At 73.2% G+C, this 19,947-nt stretch carries 20 protein-coding genes; 10 read left to right on the top strand and 10 right to left on the bottom strand.

Translation table 11 applies throughout. The annotated features are described in order from the left end of the window. The first annotated feature begins 313 nt into the window (after nucleotides 1-313). Nucleotides 314-1,003, top strand: a complete 690-nt coding sequence (locus tag AB0A61_RS18880) for a hypothetical protein (protein WP_361293015.1) — start codon at nucleotides 314-316, stop codon at nucleotides 1,001-1,003. Here AB0A61_RS18880 and AB0A61_RS18875 read toward each other — a convergent pair. Continuing rightward, the gene (locus tag AB0A61_RS18875) at nucleotides 979-1,773 is read right to left on the bottom strand and encodes an SDR family oxidoreductase (RefSeq protein ID WP_361293013.1); all 795 of its coding nucleotides are present in this window, start codon (nucleotides 1,771-1,773) and stop codon (nucleotides 979-981) included. The genes AB0A61_RS18880 and AB0A61_RS18875 overlap by 25 nt on opposite strands. Nucleotides 1,774-2,412: 639 nt before the next feature. Here AB0A61_RS18875 and AB0A61_RS18870 point away from each other — a divergent pair. After that, nucleotides 2,413-2,709, top strand: coding sequence for a hypothetical protein (locus AB0A61_RS18870; RefSeq protein WP_361293011.1), 297 nt, complete (start codon nucleotides 2,413-2,415; stop codon nucleotides 2,707-2,709). Nucleotides 2,710-2,743: 34 nt separating this feature from the next. After that, nucleotides 2,744-2,920 carry a hypothetical protein gene (locus AB0A61_RS18865; protein ID WP_361293009.1) on the top strand — a complete coding sequence of 59 codons (177 nt, stop codon included), beginning with the start codon at nucleotides 2,744-2,746 and terminating at the stop codon, nucleotides 2,918-2,920. A gap of 102 nt (nucleotides 2,921-3,022) precedes the next feature. Here AB0A61_RS18865 and AB0A61_RS18860 read toward each other — a convergent pair whose 3' ends face one another. The 3 genes from AB0A61_RS18860 to AB0A61_RS18850 form a co-directional block, all read right to left on the bottom strand. After that, entirely contained in the window at nucleotides 3,023-3,436 is a 414-nt protein-coding gene (locus tag AB0A61_RS18860; protein WP_361293007.1) for an SRPBCC family protein, read from the bottom strand. Nucleotides 3,437-3,529: 93 nt separating this feature from the next. Then, nucleotides 3,530-4,738 (bottom strand): AI-2E family transporter, encoded by a 1,209-nt coding sequence (locus AB0A61_RS18855; protein ID WP_361293005.1) that lies wholly within the window; start codon nucleotides 4,736-4,738, stop codon nucleotides 3,530-3,532. Nucleotides 4,739-4,827: 89 nt separating this feature from the next. Further along, on the bottom strand, nucleotides 4,828-5,622 hold the full coding sequence (locus tag AB0A61_RS18850; protein ID WP_361293003.1) for an alpha/beta hydrolase: 795 nt from the start codon (nucleotides 5,620-5,622) through the stop codon (nucleotides 4,828-4,830). A 61-nt stretch (nucleotides 5,623-5,683) separates the two neighbouring features. On the opposite strand from AB0A61_RS18850, the gene AB0A61_RS18845 reads away from it, so the two are divergent. Beyond that, a complete protein-coding gene (locus AB0A61_RS18845; RefSeq protein ID WP_361293001.1) occupies nucleotides 5,684-6,103 on the top strand; it encodes a MarR family winged helix-turn-helix transcriptional regulator in 420 nt (139 codons plus the stop codon). Nucleotides 6,104-6,117: 14 nt separating this feature from the next. Here AB0A61_RS18845 and AB0A61_RS18840 read toward each other — a convergent pair whose 3' ends face one another. The 3 genes from AB0A61_RS18840 to AB0A61_RS18830 all read right to left on the bottom strand — a co-directional run bounded on the left by AB0A61_RS18840 (nucleotide 6,118) and on the right by AB0A61_RS18830 (nucleotide 9,080). Beyond that, the gene (locus tag AB0A61_RS18840) at nucleotides 6,118-6,867 is read right to left on the bottom strand and encodes an SOS response-associated peptidase (RefSeq protein WP_361292999.1); all 750 of its coding nucleotides are present in this window, start codon (nucleotides 6,865-6,867) and stop codon (nucleotides 6,118-6,120) included. Between the two features lie 139 nt (nucleotides 6,868-7,006). Beyond that, the gene (locus AB0A61_RS18835) at nucleotides 7,007-7,924 is read right to left on the bottom strand and encodes a carbamate kinase (RefSeq protein WP_361292997.1); all 918 of its coding nucleotides are present in this window, start codon (nucleotides 7,922-7,924) and stop codon (nucleotides 7,007-7,009) included. 244 nt (nucleotides 7,925-8,168) lie between these two features. Continuing rightward, nucleotides 8,169-9,080, bottom strand: coding sequence for a universal stress protein (locus AB0A61_RS18830; RefSeq protein WP_361292995.1), 912 nt, complete (start codon nucleotides 9,078-9,080; stop codon nucleotides 8,169-8,171). A gap of 223 nt (nucleotides 9,081-9,303) precedes the next feature. Here AB0A61_RS18830 and AB0A61_RS18825 point away from each other — a divergent pair, with 223 nt between their 5' ends. Further along, the gene (locus tag AB0A61_RS18825) at nucleotides 9,304-9,561 is read left to right on the top strand and encodes a DUF1876 domain-containing protein (protein ID WP_361293275.1); all 258 of its coding nucleotides are present in this window, start codon (nucleotides 9,304-9,306) and stop codon (nucleotides 9,559-9,561) included. Between the two features lie 49 nt (nucleotides 9,562-9,610). On the opposite strand, the gene AB0A61_RS18820 is transcribed toward AB0A61_RS18825, so the two are convergent. Continuing rightward, nucleotides 9,611-11,980: a glycosyl hydrolase family 65 protein gene (locus AB0A61_RS18820; protein ID WP_361292993.1), complete on the bottom strand. Its 2,370-nt coding sequence runs from the start codon at nucleotides 11,978-11,980 to the stop codon at nucleotides 9,611-9,613. 18 nt (nucleotides 11,981-11,998) lie between these two features. Continuing rightward, nucleotides 11,999-12,874, bottom strand: coding sequence for a universal stress protein (locus AB0A61_RS18815; RefSeq protein ID WP_361293273.1), 876 nt, complete (start codon nucleotides 12,872-12,874; stop codon nucleotides 11,999-12,001). An 893-nt stretch (nucleotides 12,875-13,767) separates the two neighbouring features. Here AB0A61_RS18815 and AB0A61_RS18810 point away from each other — a divergent pair. Continuing rightward, nucleotides 13,768-14,220, top strand: coding sequence for a cyclic nucleotide-binding domain-containing protein (locus tag AB0A61_RS18810; protein ID WP_361293271.1), 453 nt, complete (start codon nucleotides 13,768-13,770; stop codon nucleotides 14,218-14,220). Nucleotides 14,221-14,358: 138 nt separating this feature from the next. Here AB0A61_RS18810 and AB0A61_RS18805 read toward each other — a convergent pair whose 3' ends face one another. Then, nucleotides 14,359-15,429 carry a zinc-dependent alcohol dehydrogenase family protein gene (locus AB0A61_RS18805; protein WP_361292991.1) on the bottom strand — a complete coding sequence of 357 codons (1,071 nt, stop codon included), beginning with the start codon at nucleotides 15,427-15,429 and terminating at the stop codon, nucleotides 14,359-14,361. 292 nt (nucleotides 15,430-15,721) lie between these two features. Here AB0A61_RS18805 and AB0A61_RS18800 point away from each other — a divergent pair, with 292 nt between their 5' ends. From AB0A61_RS18800 to AB0A61_RS18785, 4 genes are all read left to right on the top strand, one after another. Next, entirely contained in the window at nucleotides 15,722-16,132 is a 411-nt protein-coding gene (locus tag AB0A61_RS18800) for an STAS domain-containing protein (RefSeq protein ID WP_361292990.1), read from the top strand. 157 nt (nucleotides 16,133-16,289) lie between these two features. After that, the gene (locus AB0A61_RS18795; protein WP_361292989.1) at nucleotides 16,290-17,786 is read left to right on the top strand and encodes a phosphoribosyltransferase family protein; all 1,497 of its coding nucleotides are present in this window, start codon (nucleotides 16,290-16,292) and stop codon (nucleotides 17,784-17,786) included. A 151-nt stretch (nucleotides 17,787-17,937) separates the two neighbouring features. After that, nucleotides 17,938-18,741: a polyphosphate kinase 2 gene (ppk2, locus tag AB0A61_RS18790; protein ID WP_361292987.1), complete on the top strand. Its 804-nt coding sequence runs from the start codon at nucleotides 17,938-17,940 to the stop codon at nucleotides 18,739-18,741. 172 nt (nucleotides 18,742-18,913) lie between these two features. Next, complete coding sequence (locus AB0A61_RS18785) at nucleotides 18,914-19,894, top strand: nitroreductase family protein (protein ID WP_361292985.1); 981 nt, start codon at nucleotides 18,914-18,916, stop codon at nucleotides 19,892-19,894. Nucleotides 19,895-19,947 lie beyond the last annotated feature (53 nt).

Below are 19,947 nucleotides of genomic sequence, written 5' to 3'. Positions count from 1 at the left end.
ACGAACCCCGGCGGGGCCGGGCGACACCCCGGGTTTCGCCGTCGGCATCGCCGGCTCTCCTGCCGCTGCGGACGACAGCCACCGCTCATGTACCCGGACACGGAAGCTCGAAGCTCCCCACGCTGACGCTCCGGGCAGTGGCCGCCGGGACTCAGGCCGGTTTCCCAGCGGATCCGGAGCGCGCCCGCAAGCCGAGTCCAGCCGCTGTTTCGGGCCGCCGGCAGGCGGGAACCCGCAGCCGCGCCTTCGGCGACACCCCGTTCCGTCGCCGGGACCGGGGACGGGCAGCGGCGGACGAGTCGGGAGGGATGCGATGGACGTCAGCCGTCGCGCCAGGGTGTGGCGGCACGGACGGTCCCGCTCTCGTGAGCGGATGGTCTTCGACGGCTGGATCGCCGGGGCCGGAACGTCCTCCGGCACCCGCCTGGTGCTGGGGCACTGGGCGCACTCCCCGTTCGGCCCGTTCAGCGACGTGATGCTGGAGCGCGGCGACGGGCATCGTCTGCTGCTCGCCCCGGACCGGCGCACGGCGGGCTTCGTCGCCGGGACGTACACCTTCGACGAGGTGCGGATCGTACCGGTCGGTGTGGAGGTACGGGGAGACACCTGGGCGGTGTCCGCGGGTCCGCTGGAACTGCGATTCACGACCGGCCGGCGCGGCCCGCTGGGGCTGCTGCTGCGTGCCGTGCCGCGCAGACTCGCCGTCACTCCGGCCTGGATCGCGGTGGTGGACGGTCCGGCCCGCCTGCTGCGCGGGGTGCGCACCCGCGGAAGTGCCGGCGCGGGCCGCCGCGAGTGGTACGGGGCTCGGGATCTGCGTCCGGTCCGCCGTGTCACCGCCTCCTACGACGGCGTGGGCCTCGGCGCCCTCGCGGCGGTGGAACCCGCGGTGCGATTCGGTTTCGGCTCGACTCCCCGCGCACCGTGTGTCGTGCGGGTCACCACGACCGTGGCCCTGTACGGGGGCGCCGCCACCGGTCAGGGCAGGATGGAGTCGACGTAGCCGCCGTCCACGCGCAGGGCGCCCCCGGTGGTGGCCGATGCCTGCTCGGAGCTGAGGTAGACGACCATGTGGGCGATCTCCTCGGGCTCGATCAGCCGCTGCAGCAGGGACTGCGGGCGGTGCCGCCGCATGAAGACGCGCTGGGCCTCCTCCCAGGCCAGGTCCCGGTCGACGAGTTCGTAGACGAAGTCCTCCACGCCCGCGGTGTGGGTCGGGCCCGCGATGACGGCGTTGACCGTGACGCCGGTGCCGGCCGCCTGTTTGGCGAACCCCCGGCTCACCGCCAGCAGCGCGGTCTTCGACATGCCGTAGTGGATCATCTCGGCGGGGATCACGACCGCCGAGTCACTGGCGATGTACTGGACGCGCCCCCAGCCGCGTCCGGTCATGCCCGGCAGCAGCAGGCGGGTCAGCCGTATCGCTGCCAGGACGTTCACCTCGAAGTAGCGCCGCCACTCGTCGTCCGCGATCTCCAGCGGATCGGCGGTGCCGAAGATGCCGAGGTTGTTGACGAGGATGTCCACCTGGCCCAGGGCGTCCACCGCCCGGCGCGCACCCTCCTCGGTGGTCACGTCGGCGGCCACCGGCACCAGGTCGGCGTCGGGCAGGACCTCGCGCAACCGGGCGGCGCTGTCCTCCACCCGCGCGGAGTCACGTCCGTTGATGCCCACCCGGGCCCCCGCGCCGGCGAGCCCGGTGGCGATCGCCGCGCCGATGCCCTGGGTCGAACCGGTGACGAGTGCCGTGCGGCCCTTCAGATCGATCCGCATGTCGTTGCCCGCCTTCCTGTCGGTGGTGCATCCGAGTACCCCGCCGGGCGCCGCGTCCCTGAGGGCGTCGAGGAAGCGGGGGCGGGAACCCGGCCGCCCTGGCGGCTTCTCAGGCGGGGCGGGGCGGCGGGAACCGTGCTCCGACGCGGGGATTCGGCCCTCGGCGCGGGTGCCGAAATTAGTTGCGCTCTCAAGATGCCGACCCGCCGAGCGGCGACTAGCGTCTATCACTGAGAGCCGCAACACGGGGCACGCACCGACCGGCGGATCCACTCAGGGGCTGTGACCGCAGCGCACGCCCGCGGAAGCTTACGCGGGCGACACGAGGGTGCCGAAGGCGCAGACGTGCTTCTCATAATTGCGGCAGCCCTTACGACCGCGGCCTGGAGCCTGTTGGCGGCCGCGGCCATCAATCTCGCGCCCTGCACATCGCGCGAGACGATGGAAGGAAAGGTATATCCATGCGAGCACAGCGCGCGAAGCGCCTCTTCGCGGTTTCCGCGGCGGGCGTTCTTCTGGCCGGCGGCGCGGCGGTCGGCGCGGCGGGTACCGCGGCGGCGGGCGCACCGGTTCACGACTCCGACCACTCCTTCAGTCGTGGCTGCGACGGCGATTTCACCGACTGGTGGAACGACTGCGGTGACCACGGCGACCACGGCGATCACGGTGACCATGGCGATCATGGCGATCACGGTGACCATGGTGGCAACGGCGACCACGGCGGTGGTGACCACGGTGGCGGCGACCACGGCGGTGGTGACCACGGTGGCGGCGACCACGGTGGCGGTGACCACGGTGGCGGTGACCACGGTGGCGGCGGTGGTGGCGGCGGCCACGGTGGCGGCCACTGATTCGACCCGAACCCCTTGCAAGCTCGGTGTGCGGCCCCCTCAGCGGGACCGCACACCCCGGCACGTCCCGCCCAAGCCCCCCTGACTTCCAAGAGTGCTGACGGCTCACCGGAAGCCTCGTGGCTCGTCCCGGCCGGGGGCTCGGAGACCCCTTCACCGCGCAGTACGCCCGGGAGTCGGGCCCGGCCGATGTCTGGGACTCGCCCGTCTTCACACACGTCAACGTGATGGTGACCACCGTCTGGGGAGCCGTGTTCGCGACCATGGCCGTGGAGTCACTGGTGGGGTATCCGTGACGGAGAGCAAAAACAGCGCCGAAGGGTTGAAAAGCGCCCGTTGGAGCCTTGGCCGGCGGTACGTCTCGTCCGTCCTCGACGGCACGGCGCGGCGCGGTGCGCTCAGCCGCCCGCGTGGTCGACGCGCAGCCGCACCTGCTCCTCCAGCCGCCGCAGGCTGCTGTCCAGGGCGTCGCACACGGCCCGCTCGCCCGGGTCGTGGCCCGTGTCGAAGAACGACAGGTGGACGGTCACCTCGCTGGCGCCGCCACCGATCCCGGCGACCTGGAGCCATCCGGCGTAGCTGCCCTGCTCCCGGGTGCCCCATTCGATCCGCATCTGGTCACGCTCGGCGCGCAGCAGGGCGGAGGTGTCCTGGCCGGTGTGGTCCTCGTGCACCGTGGCGGCGGGCGGGTCCTCGACGTGCACATGGAGGGCGTCCGGCAGCCAGGCGTCGAGCTGGTCGAGGTTGGCGGCCTGGTCGAAGACGTGCTCGGGCTGTGCGGGCATCGTGCGTGAACGTTCGTACTCGGTCATCACGGCACCATCCTGCGCTCGGGGGGTCGTACCCCGGACGCGTGCCCCCTCTGCGGCGGCCGAAAAGCGGCAGCACACCGCCACCGGGCTGCGCTACGGCGGGACCGTCCGCAGGGCGCGCAGCACCGCCCAGACGACGGAGATGAACGGGACGGCGACGATGGCGCCGATCACGCCCCCGACGATGCTGCCGGCGAGCACGGAGATCGCCACCACGAGCGGATGGAGGCGGACCGCCCAGCTCATCACCAAGGGGTGCAGGACGTGTCCTTCGATCTGGCCGATGACGACGATGAGGACCAGGACGGCGGCGGCCGTGAGCGGGCCGCGGCCCGCGAGGGCGACCACGGTGGCCACGGCGAGCGCGACCGGTGAGCCCACCAGCGGCACGAACGTGGCAAAGAACTCCAGCAGCGCCAGCGGCAGCGCGAGCGGTACGCGCAGCACCAGCAGGGCGATGCCGACGAGTACGGCGTTGGTGGCGGCCACGATGATGATGCCGCGCGTGTACCCGGCGAACGTCCGCCAGGCCGCGCGTCCCGCCTTGTCCCACGCCCGGCGGGCCCCACTGGGCAGCAGTTGGTCGCGCACCCAGGCCCACAGCCGCTCGCCGGAGTGGATGAAGAAGACGGAGGAGAAGAGGGCGAGTGCGCCTCCGGTGATCAGTTCGACGAGTCGGCCCAGACCGCTGACGGCACTGCTGAGCAGGCTCGACCGGTGGGCGGCGAGGTAGTCCGTGACCTGGCGTTGCAGATTGGAGAGCCTGCCGGGACTGAGCCGGAAGGGCGGGTGCTGGAGCCACACCTCGATCCGGTGGATGCCGCCCCGGAACTCGCCCGCCAGCTTCGCCGACTCGCCCGCCACCGCGTTGCCCACCAGGGCGAGCAGCGCGAACAGGAGCAGCAGGCTGCCGACGAGCGCGACGGCGACACTCAGCGGCCTGGGGAACTGACTGTTCAGCAGGTCGGCGACGGGACGCAGGACGGAGGTGACGACGAGCGCCAGGAACAGGGCCACGGTGATGAGCTGGAAGCGGCCCAGCACGGTGAACACGCCGTAGACGCCGATGCCGACGAGGATGAGACGCCAGGCGTATGCGGCGGCCACGCGCAGCCACGGCACCGTACGCTCCGCCGGGGAGCCTTCCGGGCCTTCGAGGCCCACCGGGCCCGCCGGGCCCGTCGAAGCCCGCGGGGCGCGCGGCGGGAACCGCACGGTGTGCGCCGGGCGGCTGCCGAGCACCGCGCCGCCGGGCCGGCGCCCCCGGCCCCGCCCGGCTGTCCGACCGCCCGCATCGGCCACCGCTTGCGACACCTCCTGCCCGTTCCTGACCACCGGTCACGTCAAGAGCACGGTAAGGGCAGAACGGACGCCGCGCGCGGGCGGGTCGGTCACCGCACGGGAGCGGTGCTCGTCCTCCGCAGGTGGGCGTCGATCAGCGCGAACGTCGCCTCGGGCTGTTCGATGTGCGGCAGATGGCCCGCCTCGGGAACGACCTCCAACCTGCCGTCCGCGAAGGCACGGGCGTACGCCGCCCCGTAGGCCGGAGTGACGACGCGGTCGCTCTGCCCCCAGAGCAGCAGCGCGGGCACCCGGACCCGCGCCAGTCGACGCAGCAGCTTGGGATCGTGCATGTAGGGGTCGGCGGCGAGGATGCGCATGGTGGCCATGTTGCCCTGCCGGAGCGCGAGTTGGCCGGGAGGGACGTCCGCGGGGTCGACGTAGTGGCGGTCCGGGTCGTGCCAGGAGTGCTCGGCGAGCCCCCGGGCGTCGAGCGCGAAGACGTCGGTGATGGGCTCCGACGGGACGTGCACGCCGACCGCGTCGATCAGCACGAGCCCGGTGATGAGGCCCGCCGTGTCCCGCGCGGCCATCTCGGCGGCGATCCAGCCGCCGAGGGAGGAACCGACGACCAGGACGTCCTCCAGGCCGCGGTCGTGCAGGAGGTGCAGATGGGCGAGGGCGAGGTCGTCGACACCGGTGAGCCAGTCGGGACGGTGGGTGCCGTCCCAGCCGGGGAGCACGGGCGTGAGGGTGTGCGCGGTCCGGGAGAGGTGCTGGGCGAGTCCGGCGACCGTGGCCGGGCCCCCGCCACCGTGAAGTACCAGGACGGGCCTGCCTGTTCCGGCTTCGGACAGGGTGAGGGACAGGTCGGCGTACACGTCCGCCGTGTGATTCGTGAGCATGCGCACAGCATAACTAAACATGTTTATATAAGCCAGCTTAGTCATGGCGTAGACTCAGTTCATGCATCCTGACCTGCAAGCTCTGGGAAGGGCGGTCAAGCTCGCCCAGTACCGACAGCACCGGGCGCTCGACAGCGCGCTGTCCGCCGTCGGTACGACCCTCGCCCAGTGGGACGCCCTGCGCGCGATCAGCCGCTCGCCCGGGGCGTCGGCCCGCGAGCTGGCCGGCGCGACGTTCCAGACCGAACAGGCCTTCGGCGCGCTGGTCGGCCGTCTGACGAACCAGGGCCTGGTCGAGCGACGAAAAGGACACGGCCGGCGCATCGAGCACCACCTCACCCCGGCGGGCGAACGGGTCCTGGCCACCGGCCGCCGGGTCGCCGACGAGGTGCTCGCCTCCTGCTTCTCCCCCTTGTCCGACACCGACCGGGTGACGCTGCTCGGCCTGCTGCAACGCCTTGCGGAGCCTGCGACCACGTGATTCGCCGCGCCGGGCTACGGCGCGGCCGCCTCCAGGAGCTCGGGCCCGTTGTTGCGGACGTCGTTGACGGCCGAGGAGACGGGCCGGGCGCCGAGATGCCCGTCCCCCGGTGTACCGAGCAGCTCCCGCAGCTCGCCGGGGTGCTGATTGCGGGGGTCCAGCCAGGCGTCGTAGTGGTCGGTGGTGAGGGCGAGCGGCATGCGCGGATGGACACGGCCGGCCGCGTCGGTCGCCTCCGTGGTGATGATGGTGCAGGTCGTCAGCCAGGCGGCGGGGTCGTCGTCGCGCGCGACCTCCGGGTTGCGCCAGTACTCGTACAGCCCGGCCAGTGCCATCACCTGACCGTCCTCGGGGTGGATGAAGTAGGGCTGCTTGCGGGGCCTTGCCGTGTCACCGGACGTGATCTGCTGCCACTCGTAGAAGCCGTCCGCGGGCAGCAGACAGCGACGCTTGACGAACGCGCGGCGGAAGGCCGGCTTCTCGTGCACGGTTTCCATCCGCGCGTTGATCATCCGGGCGCCGATCTTCACGTCCTTCGCCCACGACGGCACCAGTCCCCAGCGCAGCGGTCTCAACTCCCTGCGCACCGAGGTGCCGTCCCCGTCGCGCTCCTCGCGCGGGGTGCGCTCCAGCACGGCCCACACCTCGTCGGTCGGCGCGACGTTCCAGCTCGGCGCCAGAGTCTCCTCGGGGCGCCACTCGGTGGCGCGGAAGTGCTGGACCAGGTCCTCGGGACGGCGGGTGGAGACGTAACGACCGCACATGCTGCCAGGGTGCCACGGTGTCCCCCGGTCGATGCGGCACGCCCCGCCGGGACCGTCGGCCCGTCGAGCGGCCCGTCGTGCGGCCCGCCGTGGCCGCGTGAACCGGCGCAGGCGTTCGGCCGCCCGGCTCGTCCCTCCGTCATCCGGCGGCCAGGTCGGGGCGGACCAGTGTGCCCGACCGGCCCTGGACGATCGCATAGGCCGCGTCGAGGGCGCCGATGGCGGCCGGTGCACCGGTGCCCGCCACGAAACGGGCGGCCGCTTCGGCCTTCGGGCCCATCGTGTCGTCGGGGTAGCGGCCGGCGCGCAGCCGGGACGGCGTGGTGTCGAGGACGGGCCGTTGATCCGGGGTGCCGTAGTGGGCGTAGACGTTCGGGACGTCGGTGAGGATGAGCAGGAACTCGGCCTTGAGGTCCGCGGCGAGGCGGGCGGCTGCCAGATCCTTGTCGACGACGGCTTCGGTGCAGATCGCGTTGCCGTCCGTGGTCACGGGCACCCCTCCGCCGCCCGCGCAGACCACCAGGGAGCCGCCGCCCAGCAACTCGTGGACGGTGTCGGTCTCCACGATCCGCTCGGGATTCGGCGCGGGGACGACGCGGCGCCAGCCGCCGTGACCGTCCGGAGCGATGTGCCAGCCGCGTCGGCGGGCGAACGCCTCCGCCAATGCGCGCGGGTAGGACGGGCCGAGGGGTGTGGTGGGCCGGGCGAGCCCCGGGTCGTCGGCCCGGACGAGCGTGTGCGTGACCAGGGTGACGATCCGCCGTCCGGGCAACGCGTCCCGCAGGGCGCGGGTCAGCAGCGAGCCGATCATGCCCTGGGTCTGGGCCGTGAGCAGATCCAGCGGGTACGGGGCGGAGAGCTCGGGGTCGGCCGTGCTCTCCTCGGCGAGCAGCGTGATCTGTGGCCCGTTGCCGTGGGTGACCACGAGGTCGTGTTCGTGGGCCAGAGGAGCGAGGGCGGTGGCCACCCGGACGACGTTCGCCCGCTGGACGTCCGCGTCCGGGCGGTCCCCCCTCAGGAGCAGGGCATTGCCGCCGAGGGAGATGACGATGCGCATGGGGCCGGTCCTAGGGGGTGCGTAGGTCGGTGTGGCGGTCGGGTACGCGGTCGGTCGTCTGGAGGGCGGGCCCTCCAGCGACCAGGCGGCCAGGCGGTCAGGCGGTCAGGCGGTCAGGCGCAGTACGGCGGGGCGGTCGGTCGGGGCCGGTGGGCGGGGGGCGTCCGGGCGATCCGGTGCGCCGCGGGTGTCGCTGCCCGGCACGCCGGCCGGCGGTGGCTCGGGCGTGCGGCACGACGGTGACTCAGGCGGGCGGGACGACGGCGACCGGGCAGCCGACGTGGTGCAGGACCGCGTGGGTGACCGGGCCGATGTGGGCAACGGTCAGGCCGCCGGTGGTGCGCCGCCCCACCACGACGAGCCCGGCGCCCGCCGCGGCCGCCACCAGTTCCGCGGCGGGACGTCCTTCGACGACGTACTCGGTCACGGGCACCTCGGGGTACTTCTCCGACCAGGGTCGCAGAGCCGAGACGACGGTGCGTTTCCCGGCGTCGAACACTTCCGGCCCGGGAGAGGGGTCGGTCGGGACGGCGGCGGAGACCGTCGAGGGCCGGACCGTGAAGGCGTGGACGACGCGCAGGCCGGTGTCGCGCCGCCGGGCGGCCTCGAAGGCGAACTGGATCAGTTCGTCGGAGGGGTGCCGGACGTCCAGACCGAGGACGACCGCGCGGTAGGGGGTCTCGGGGATCTCCTCCGGGGCGACACCGTCCGCGGCCGGCAGATGCTCGTCGGCGGCGCACTGCCCCGCCCTGACCAGTACGACCGGGCGCGAGGAGCGGCCCACGACCCGCTGGGACACCGAACCCGTCACGAAGCCGGCCACGCTGCCGAGGCCGCGCGACCCGAGCACCAGCAGCTCCGCGTCCTCGGCCGCCGAGAGCAGTGCGGAAGCCGCGGAGTCGTGCATCAGGCGGCCGGCGACCCCCAGCGCCGGGTGCGGGGCGCGGACGCTGTCCACCGCCGTGCGCAGGAGGTGCTCGGCCCGCTCATGGTCCGGGCTGCCCAGAGGGACGCCGGGCGCCGGGCGTGGCTGGCTGCGCCAGGCGTGCACGAGACTCAGCCCGGTTCCCCGGCGCAGGGCCTCCTGGGCCGCCCAGTGTGCGGCCGCGAGACCTTCCGGGGATCCGTCGATTCCCGCCACGACGTTGCGAAGCATGACGTGCCTCCCGGTCCCGATGCGTGACCTGCCCTCTCCCTCGAGTCTCCCGCCGGCGGCGGGTCCGCGCATGGGCCGCACCGACCTCGCCCGGGTCCTTCGGCCCCAGGCCGGGGCGGGCGCGCTTCGGCCGTGTTCACCGGGGGCCGTTCGGCTCTGGCACGGCGGCGGCTGCGCGCGCAGTGTGGGAGGAGCGGGGGCCCTTCGTACGGAAGTGATCACGATGGAAGCCAAGCAGTGGACCGTGCAGATCTTCATCACCGAGGAGGGCGACGACACCCACGCACGTGCCGTGCTCAGCACGCGGGACACCTCCACCGTCACCGGCCGGGGCGTGGCCCGGCGCAACCCGGTCGACCGGCCCGTTCCGGAGATCGGTGACGAGCTCGCGGCGAGCCGGGCCTTGGAGGACCTCGCCATACGGCTGCACGACGTGGCCGCCGACGACATCGTGGAGCTGGCCGGCCCGTTGGAGGTGTGACGACGCCGGGGTCGGGCGCCGGCCCGCGCTGCGGGAGCCGGGGTGACGGTCACTCCCGCAGCACCAGGCCGCACGTCTCCCCCGGCTGGACGCAGACCGCGCGGCCGGGCAGCCGCACATCGATCGGGGACCGGTCCGACGACGGCACCGCGATCTCCATCCGGCCGTGCTCCAGCCGCAGTTGCACGCCCCAGTGCCCCCGGTAGCGGATGGCGAAGCCGTACGACGACAGTGCCGGCAGCGGCACGGGGTCGAGCCACAGCGCGCCCGCGCGGGTCTCGAGCCCGGTCAGGCCGCGCTGGACGAGATCGAGGGTGCCGGCCATGGCACCCAGGTGGATGCCCTCGCCGGTGGTGCCGCCCTGCAGATCGGCGATGTCGCTGCGCAGGGCCTCCTGGCAGAACACCCAGGCCTCGGCGCGCCGGGCACGGGCCAGGACCCAGCCGTGGACCAGTCCGCTGAGAGTCGAGCCGTGGCTGGTGCGGTCCAGGTAGTAGTCGACGGTGCGGGCCCAGGTGTCCTCGTCGAGGCGGTGACCCAACCGTGCCAGGAGGGCCCGGAGTTCGGACGGGGAGAACAGGTAGCCGAGCATCAGCACGTCGGCCTGCTTGGACGCCTTGTAGCGGTTGACGCTGTCACCCTCCGCCTCGAGGATCCGGTCCAGGCGGCGGATGTCGTCGTAGCGTTTGCGGTAGTCGTACCAGTCCAGTTCGGCGAGGTCGCCGTACCCCTCGAACTGGCTGATGACGCCGTCGTGGAAGGGGACGTACAGGCTGCGGGAGACGTTCTGCCACCGTTCGAGCTCCGTGCCGTCCAGACCGGTGCGCTCGGCGAGTTCGCGCCGACGCGGCTCGGGAAGGGTCCGCAGTGTCTCCAGGGCGCGGGCGAGCACCCAGGCCGCCGTGACGTTGGTGTAGGCGTTGTCGTCGAGGCCTGGCCTCGTCGCGCCGGGATAGGCGTCGTGGTACTCGTCGGGGCCCATCACGCCCAGGATGCGGTGACGTCCCAGGTGCTCGTCCCAGGTGGCCGAGTCCGCCCAGAAGCGGGCGATGTGCAGCAGCATCTCGGCACCCTTGGTGTGCAGGAACTCGGCGTCGCCGCTCGCCTCGCAGTACTGCCACACGTTGTAGGCGACCGCCGAGCCGACGTGGCGCTGGAGCCGCGAGTTGTCCGGCAGCCAGCGCCCGGACCGGGGATTGAGGTGCAGCCGCTGGGTCTCCTCCCGTCCGTCGCTGCCGCTCTGCCACGGGTACAGGGCACCGCGCCGCCCGACCGCGCGCGCCGCCGCGCAGGCCTGTTCCAGGCGGCGGTGGCGGTAGCGGAGCAGAGCCCGGGAGACCTCGGGGAAGTGCAGGTTCAGATACGGCAGGACGAACAGTTCGTCCCAGAAGACGTGGCCGCGGTAGGCCTCACCGTGCAGTCCCCGGGCGGGCACGCCGGCGTCGAGGTCGGCGGTGTGCGGAGAGAGGGTCTGCAGCACGTGGAAAAGGTGCAGGCGCAGGATGCGGCCCGGCTCTCCGGGGACGTCGATGTCGGCCCGGCGCCACAGCTGGTTCCAGGCCGTCAGGTGCGTCCGCAGCAGTTCGCCGTACCCGGCGGCGGCCCCGACCCGGTCGATCGCGGCGCGCAGGGGGTCGCTGATCGCGGGGTCCCGCGAGGTGTGCAGGGCGACGGTCTTCAGCACGGTGGCCGTCCGGCCGGGCTCCAGGCGCAGCCGCAACTCCTGGATCGCGCGGGGGTGTTCGTGCCGGGTCACGGCCTGTCCGTCGCCCGTGAGGCGGGCGGTCATGCCTATCCGTATGCCGGACGTGCGGGTCTGGCAGCGCAGCCACACCGTGTCGGGCGCCACGGTGCCGGTGTGCACATGGGTGAGGTGACGGCCGTCCAGGCCCTCGTAGCGGCGCACGCCGGCGTTGGCGACACCGCCGTCGAGGGCCGCCTCCACATCGAGCTCCCCGGCGAACCCTTCGGCGGTGAACTCGGTGCGCAGTGCCGCCAGATGGGCGTCGGCCATGTGGACCAGGCGCTGCTGGCGCACGGTCAGCGCCCGCCCCTCACCGAGCGCGAACCGGGTTCGGCGTTCGAGCAGGCCCGAGTGCAGGTCCAGCACCTGATGGTGGTCGAGCACCGTCGCCGTGTCCGGTGAGAGCCAGGCGCCCCCGGGTGGCCGGAAACGCAGGGGCAGCCAGTTGGGGAGGTTGACGACGTCCTCGTTCTCGACACGGCGGCCGGCGACGCGCGAGGTGAGCCGGTCGTAGCACCCGGCCACGTAGGTGCCCGGGTAGTGCACCTCGTCCGCGGTGCACTCCGGCAGGGCCCCGCGGGTGGCGAAGTAGCCGTTGCCGAGGGTGCACAGCGACTCCCGGAGCCGCTCTTCGGCGGGGGCGTAGCCGTGGTACTCCCAGGTTCCGTCCGGCACTGCCGCTCCCCCGAGCCGTCACACCTGTTGCGGCACGACCGCCACCGGACACTGCGCGTGGTGCAGCAGGGTGTGGCTCGCCCGGCCGAGCTGGAGGCCGAAGTGCCCCACCCTGCGCCGCGACCCGATGACCACGAGATCGGCGGCGGCCGAGCGGTCCACGAGGATCTTGCGGGCCGGCCCCTCGACCACCGCGCGGCGCACCCGGACCGCCGGGTGGTCGGCCGTGGCCTCGGCGAGCAGCCGGTCGAGCAGGGCGGAGGCTTCGTCCTCGTGCCCGGGCGCCGGTTCCGCGTCCGGTGTGCCGTCGTCGGACGCCTCCGGCGAGGGGCGGCGCCAGGCGTGTACGACATCGAGGACGCAGCCGCGTGCCTGCGCCTCGCGGAAGGCGAACCGTACGGCCTCACCGGCCGACTCGGGGTCCCCCACGCCGAGCAGGATGCGCTCGTGCGTGCCCGCCAGGCCGGCCTTGTCACCGCGGACCACGATCACGGGGCAGTGCGCCCGAGCCGCCACGGCCAGGCCGACCGAGCCCAGCAGCAGCCCCTTCAGCTCGCCGCGGCCGCGCGATCCGGTCACCAGGAAGGAGGCGTTGTTGCCCTCACGCAGCAGGGCGGACGCCGCGTCCTCGGGGATGATGTCGGTGGACACCTTGACGTCCGGGTTGCGTTTGTGGGCCCGCTCCGCGGCGGACGCGACGATGTGTTCCGCCATCACCTGTTCGGAGGGCCGCGCCAGGCTCCCCGTGGGTACGGCGCCCTCGTAACGTTCCCAGAGGGAGGCGTACACCAGCCGTACGGGCATCCGGTGCCGGGCGGCTTCGTCGACGGCCCAGTCGACCGCCGTCAGGCTCGAATCCGAGCCGTCGACACCCACGACCACGGGCAGCTCCATCGTGTCCACCGCCTTTCGCCGGATCGCCGCGTCATGCGGCAGCCATCCCAGTTCCACCGTCGCAGCCGCCATCCGCCTTTCCCAGAGGCGGTTCGGCCCCTTCCAGGGACGTTCGGCCCATGCCCCGCGGCGTGCGAGGAGGCTCACCGACGACCGTGATGCGCGCGAACCGATCACCTCTCCGCGGGGGCGCCGTTCCGTCCCGGAAGACCGGAAGACCGGAAGACCGGAAGACCGGAAGAGGGGAAGAGTTCGACCCTGGCGTCAGCGCGGTCGAAGTGGTGTCCTGATGGGTGACGGGAAGGACCGAGGAAGACGCGGAGAAGCGGCGGCTCCGGCCGCATGTCGCGCACCGCGCAATCAGGATCCGCGAGAAGCGGGTGGTCCTTCCCGTCCATTCATGCCGAGCCGCGTCGAGCGGTGCCGGCCCACCCGTCGAGGCGCGGCCGCCCGGGCCGGTCCCCACTCGCCACTGGGGCCGAAGGGCCCGGGCTCGGGCCCGAGCGGCCCGTGGCGTGCCGCTCCGAGAGGGCGGAGGCTGGATCCACCAGCCCCACGGCATCCGGAGGGGGACGATGGCACAGAGCCCCAGGACCGCCGTCCTGAACGGCAGCGGGAGCCCCAGGACGGCCGGCCGGGACTCCCGCACCGGCCCCGGCCTCTCCCCGTCGCACGGCCGCCCGGTCCGGGCCCCGGCCCGCCGCCAACGGCTGCCCACCGAACTCTTCGGCCGGCACGGGCAGTTCGGATCGGCCGGCGGCGCCGGCCCCGTGGGCCGCAGACGGTCCCTCATGTTGTGCCCGGCCGGTATCGGCAGCACCGAGGAAGCCGCGGCGCCGCCGGACGAACTCACCGGCCGGTTACGGGCCGCAGGAACGAAAGGACCCGGAACAATGACCTCCACCACCATGGCCGCGGCCCTCCCGGCCGAGCACCGCGAGCGGCTGATGCAGGTCTCCCGCGAGGTCTCCTTCGACATGGGCGCCCGCCTGTTCGAGGAAGGCCGGCGCGCCGACCGGTTCTGGATCGTCCGCACCGGCACGGTCGCTCTCGACCTGCACGTCCCAGGCCGGCGCGCCGCGGTCATCGAGTCGCTCGGACACGGTGAACTGGTCGGCTGCTCCTGGCACTTCCCGCCGTACGTGTGGCAGCTGGGAGCCGAGGCCCTGAGCCCGGTGCGGGCCCACGAGTTCGACGCGGACGTGGTACGCGCCATGTGCGCCGAGGACGCGGAGTTCGGCCGGGCGATCGCCGTCTGGGTCGGCCGGGTGGTCGCCCACCGGCTGCAGGCCGCCCGCATCCGGCTGCTCGACCTGTACGCCCCTTACGGCAGCGGGGTCAAGTGATGAGGTGGTGAGCAGGGCTCCCCTCTCCGCGCGTCCCTCCACGAGGTGACACCAGGTGATGCGGACGCGCCGGGGACGGCCGACGCAGTCGGCCCCGCCCGGCGCCCACGGGTGACGGGGCGGGACCGCCGTCTCCCGTCAGGTCGCGCTCACGGCGACGACCTCACGCTGCGGTCCGCCGAGAACGACCTTGAGCGCTCCGGTGTCCGCGGCGCGGCCGAAGACGTCGTACGCCTCCTCCATGCGTTCGAGCGGGAAGATGTGGGTGACCAGCTGCCTGGTGGGCAGGCGGCCCGCGGCAGCCATCCGCAGCAGCGTGGGGGTGGAGTGGGTGTCCACCAGGCCCGTGGTGATGGTCACGTTCTTGATCCAGAGGTCTTCGAGGTGCAGGAGCGCGGGTTTGCCGTGCACACCGATGTTGGCCAGGTGCCCGCCGGGCCGCACCATGCGGGTGCACAGCTCGAAGCTCTCGGGCACGCCCACGGCCTCGATCACCACGTCGGCGCCGAGTCCTCCCGTCAGGTCGGCGACGAGTTGCTCGGGGGCTTCGCGCGCATCGGCCACGGCCTCGGCGCCGAGTTTCCTTGCCGCCTCGAGACGGGCAGCGGCCAGGTCCACCACGACGATGCGCTCGGGCGCGAAGAGCCGGGCCGTGGCGACAGCCGCCAGTCCGATGGGCCCGGCCCCCACCACGGCGACGGTGTCTCCCGGGCGTACTCGCCCGTTGAGCACACCCACCTCGTAGGCGGTGGGGAAGATGTCGGCCAGCAGCACGGCGTCCTCGTCGTCCACTGCCGCGGGCAGCGGGTGCACGGAGGGGTCGGCGAAGGGCACGCGGACGTACTCTGCCTGGGTGCCGTCGACGAGGTGGCCGAGGATCCAGCCCCCGCCGCCGCGGCACTGGCCGTACACGGCCTCGCGGCAGAAGCGGCACCGCCCGCAGGCGGTGATGCAGGACACCAGCACCCGGTCGCCGGGCTGCACGGTGCGTACGTCGTCGCCGATCTCGACGACGTCGCCGACGGCCTCGTGCCCCAGCACCGTACCGGGGCGGACCTCGGGCACGTCGCCCTTGAGGATGTGCAGGTCCGTGCCGCAGATGGTGACGGCGTCGACGCGTACGATCGCGTCGGTGGTCTCCTTGAGGGCCGGGTCGGGGACCTCCTCCCAGGCGGACTGTCCGGGACCGTGGAAGACGTAGCCCTTCATGTCGCTCCTCGCCCTCGTACTCGGCGGTCGGCCTCGGCGCCCGGCCGACCACGGCCGGCCGGCACGCCCGACCCCATCGCGGTGAACCCGGCACAGCGCGGTGGCGGGAACGCCCGCAGGTCCAGCTTGTCCGGGATGCGGCACATCCGCTTGGGCCGGTCGGCCCCATCGGGCGGCCGGCCGGAAATCGTCCCCGCGAACGAGCCGTGTCCCCGCCATCGGGCCCCGGGCCGGATCACAAGGGGCCGACCGGCCCTTCCGGGAGGCACACCGGCCGGGTTTTCCTCGTTCCATGTCCGAATGCCACAGTGCGTCCGAGACGCACCACGTGGAACGCACCATCGGCGGCACGACCGTCGTGATCCTGCGCGGTCAGGTCGATCTGGTCACCCAGCTGTCCCTCACCGCGCGCGTCGACGCGCTGACCGCGGGGCCGCGTCCGGACCTGGTGCTGGATCTGCGCCCGGTGTCCTTCATCGACTGCGCCGGACTGGGTCTGCTGTGCCGGGCACGCAACCGGGTGGCGGCCGGTGACGGCCGGCTGCGTCTGGTCAGCGACAGCGCCTCGTTCCGCAGGCTCCTGCAGCTCACCGGACTGGCCGGGGTCTTCGAGGTGCACCCGGACCTGGACGGGGCACGGCTTGTCGGGTCGGCGCCCCGGCAGCGTCCCGCGGTCCCGACGGGGCGGGGTCGGCCGGCCTGAGAGCACCACGGGAGCACCGGGACCCGGTGGCCGGTGCCAGGCCGTCCGGCCCCCGCCCAGGGGCCGCTCGCCCCTGCCCGCCCCGTCCGGACGCGCTGCACTGGCGGTGCGGCGGTCTGCCGCCGCACCGCGGGAACACGCACGAGGAGGTGGCGCGATGCGCTTCGAGAACCGCGCGGACGCCGGCCGTCGCCTGGCCCGGCGGCTTGACCACCTGCGCGGCACGGATGCCGTGGTGCTGGGGGTGCCCCGGGGCGGAGTCCCGGTGGCGTTCGAGGTGGCCCGGTGCCTGGGTACGCCGCTGGACGTGATCGGTGTGCGCAAGCTGGGGGTGCCGTGGCAGCCGGAACTCGGGTTCGGTGCCCTGGGCGAGCACGGTGTCCGGGTCCTCAACCAGGACGTGCTCCGGGAGAGCGAGCTGAGCGCCGCCGAGCAGGAGACGGTCGAGCGGGCCGAGCGGGCCGAGCTGGAACGGCGGGTACGCCGCTGCCGCGCCCGCCGCGCGGTCGTGCCCCTCGCCGGGCGGACCGCCGTGGTCGTGGACGACGGGATGGCAACGGGTGCCGCGGCCGAGGCCGCCTGCCGGGTGGCCCGCACGCGCGGTGCGGCCCGTGTCGTGCTCGCGGTCCCGGTCGGGCCGGAACGGACGGTCCCGCAGTTGCGGACGGTGGCGGACCAGGTCGTGTGTCTGCAGGCGCTGCGCCACCTCGGTTCCATCGGGGCCTGGTACCAGGACTTCTCCCCGACCAGTGACGCGGACGTGATGACCCTGCTGGCCGAGGCAGGGCTGTGCGCCTCGCCCCCTCCGTCGCCGGCCGCCCCGGACGAGCACTCGCCGGGCCGGGCTCCGCGTGCACCGGCCTCGTATGAGCGGGGCCCGCACGAGGAGGGCCCGCATGATGAGGGCCCACATGATGAGGGCCCGCACCAGCAGGCCTCGCGGCAACCGGCTTCGCCGGAGCAGGCCTCGTCCGGACAGGCCTCGCCGGAGCAGGCCTCGTCCGACCGGGAGATGGAGGTGCCTGCCGGCCCCGTGCGGCTGCCCGCCCGGCTCACGCTCCCCGCGGCGGCCCGGGCCGTGGTGGTGTCCGCCCACGGCGGTTGCGGCAGCCGGTACAGCCCATCCCACCAGCACGTGGCCGCCACACTCCAGCGGGCCGGCCTGGGCACGCTGGTGCTCGACCTGCTCACCGATGAGGAGGAGCGCAACCGGCACAACGTCTTCGACATCCTGCTGCTGGCCAGGCGGCTGCGCGCCGCGTCCCGCTGGCTGCGCCGGGAGATCGACCTGCCGGTGAGCTACTTCGGCGCACAGACGGGCGCCGGTGCCGCCCTGCAGGCCGCGGCGGAGGACGACGTACGCGCCGTGGTCTCCCGGGGCGGCCGTCCCGACCTGGCCGGCCCGGCGGCACTGGCCCGGGTGCGCGCGCCGACGCTCTTCATCGTCGGCCGTCTCGACACGCGGGTGCTCAGCCTCAACCGGCTCGCCGCCGACTGGATGCGCTGCGAGCACAGCATCGCCGTCGTCCCGGGCGCCACCCACCTCTTCACCGAGCCCGGGGCGCTGGAGACCGTGGCGCAGCTGGCCCGGGACTGGTTCACCGCCCACCTCGCGCAGCAGGACCCGAGAGCGGCTCCGTTGGGGACCGCGTGACCGTGGTCCGGACGTCCTCGACACCCTGCCCTCGCCCGGGTGCGGCGTTTCCCGTCCGGCCACTACGGTGACGTCCTGGTGTTCGACCATGGACTGGTTGACCATGGACTGGTTGACGCGGGCGCGACGGGCATCACCGGGTGGAGGCGGCATGGCCGACGAAAAGGCGGCGACGTTGCCGCGCAAGACGTACGAGAAGGAACTGCTGCGTCTGCAGACGGAGTTGGTGAAGCTGCAGGAGTGGGTGCGGGCGGAGGGCGCCCGCCTGGTCGTCGTCTTCGAGGGACGTGACGCGGCCGGCAAGGGCGGCACCATCAAGCGGGTGACCGAGCACCTGAACCCGCGCATCGCCCGCATCGCGGCGCTGCCCAAGCCGACGGAGCGCGAGCGCACCCAGTGGTACTTCCAGCGCTACGTCGAACACCTGCCGGCCGCCGGCGAGATCGTGCTGTTCGACCGGTCCTGGTACAACCGCGCAGGGGTCGAGCACGTCATGGGCTTCTGCTCCAAGGAGGAACATCAGTTGTTCCTGCGCCAGTGCCCGATCTTCGAACGGATGCTGGTGGAGGACGGGATCCTGCTGCGCAAGTACTGGTTCTCCGTGAACGACGAGGTGCAGCAGGACCGCTTCCGGCGCCGGCTGGAGGACCCGCTGCGGCGCTGGAAGCTGTCAGCGATGGATCTGGAGTCGATCAGCCGCTGGGAGGCGTACTCGCGGGCCAAGGACGAGATGCTGGTGCACACCGACATCCTGGAGGCGCCCTGGTACGTCGTGGAGAGTGACGACAAGCGCCGCGCCCGGCTGAACATGATCGCCCACCTGCTGAGCACCGTGCCGTACCGCGAGGTGTCTCCGCCCGTCCTGGAGCTGCCGCAGCGGCCGGGGCCCACCGGTTACGAGCGCCCGCCGCGCGATCTGCAGACCTACGTCCCCGACCACTCCGCGTCCCTGTGACCTCACGCCCGCGCCGGCCCCACACCGGCCGACAGGCGAGTGGTGCGGCAGGGCGTGAACGACCCGAATGAGGGGCCGTTTGGTCCCTCGTCCGCGGGATCCCGCGGTGCCAGTCTGGGACAGGTCACCGAGCAACCCGCCGATCACCGGTCCGGGGCGGAGAGGAGTTCCGATGTGCCCTGCCGTTCTCGACGCCCCGACGCTGGAGAGCCTGATCGCCGCGGCCGTGGCCGCGCCCTCCGTCCACAACACCCAGCCCTGGCGCTTCCGGCTCGATCCGGACACCGGCACCGTGGTGATCCGCGCCGGGCCCGAGCGCACACTGCGGCTCCTGGACCCCGGCTGCCGTGCCATCCATGTGTCCGTGGGCTGCGCGGTGTTCAATCTGCGGGTGGCGGCGGCCCACTTCGGCTGGGAGCCGGTCACCCGGCTGCTTCCGTGCCCCGACCGGCCCGACGTCCTGGCCACCGTGCGGCTCGCCGGCTGTGCCCGGCCCTCTTCGCCGGCCGGCCTGTACGAGGCCGTGTGGCGTCGGCACAGCAGCCGGTTCCCGTTCTCCGGGCGTCCCCTTCCGGCGACCGTGCTCAACGACCTCGCCGAAGCGGCCCTGGCCGAAGGGGGCCGTATGCGGCTGTCCACGCCGCCGGAGACCGATCGCATTCTGCGGATCACCTGGGAGGCGGAGCACCGGAACGCGTCGGACGCCGACCGAGCGGCCGAGAGCCGTCACCGGGTGCAGGGCCCGCCCCGCGCGGCGCCGGGTGTCCCCCCGGCAGCACTGGGGCCGCCGGACTTCCCGGACCCGCTGCCGATGCGGGACTTCGGCGCCCACCGGCATCCGGCCGTCCTGGCCGCCCGCCCCCACGAGAGGCGACCGACGATCGCCCTGCTGTCCACCGCCCACGACCGGCGGACCGACTGGTTGCGCGCCGGCCAGGCCCTGGAGTGCGTGCTGCTCGTGGCCGCGGCCCATGGCGTACGGTCCTCGCTGCTGCACCAGGCGCTGGAGTGGCCGGATCTGCGGCGGCGGCTCGCTTCACCGGACGCCGACCAGCACGGTCACGTCCAGATGGTGGTCCGCCTGGGCTACGGCCCGGAAGCTCCCTGGCCACCGCGTCGCACGGCCCGGGACGTACTCGCTGAGGACGAGTGAGGCTCCGCGAGGACGAGTGAGGCTCCGCGCGAACCGTCTCCTCCCTCGTCGCC

Origin of the sequence: Streptomyces sp. NPDC046197, assembly GCF_040646295.1 — a bacterium.
Taxonomy (GTDB): Bacteria; Actinomycetota; Actinomycetes; order Streptomycetales; family Streptomycetaceae; genus Streptomyces.
The sequence above is the reverse complement of the archived record's forward strand: the minus strand, read 5'-3'. Positions and strand labels throughout refer to the sequence as shown.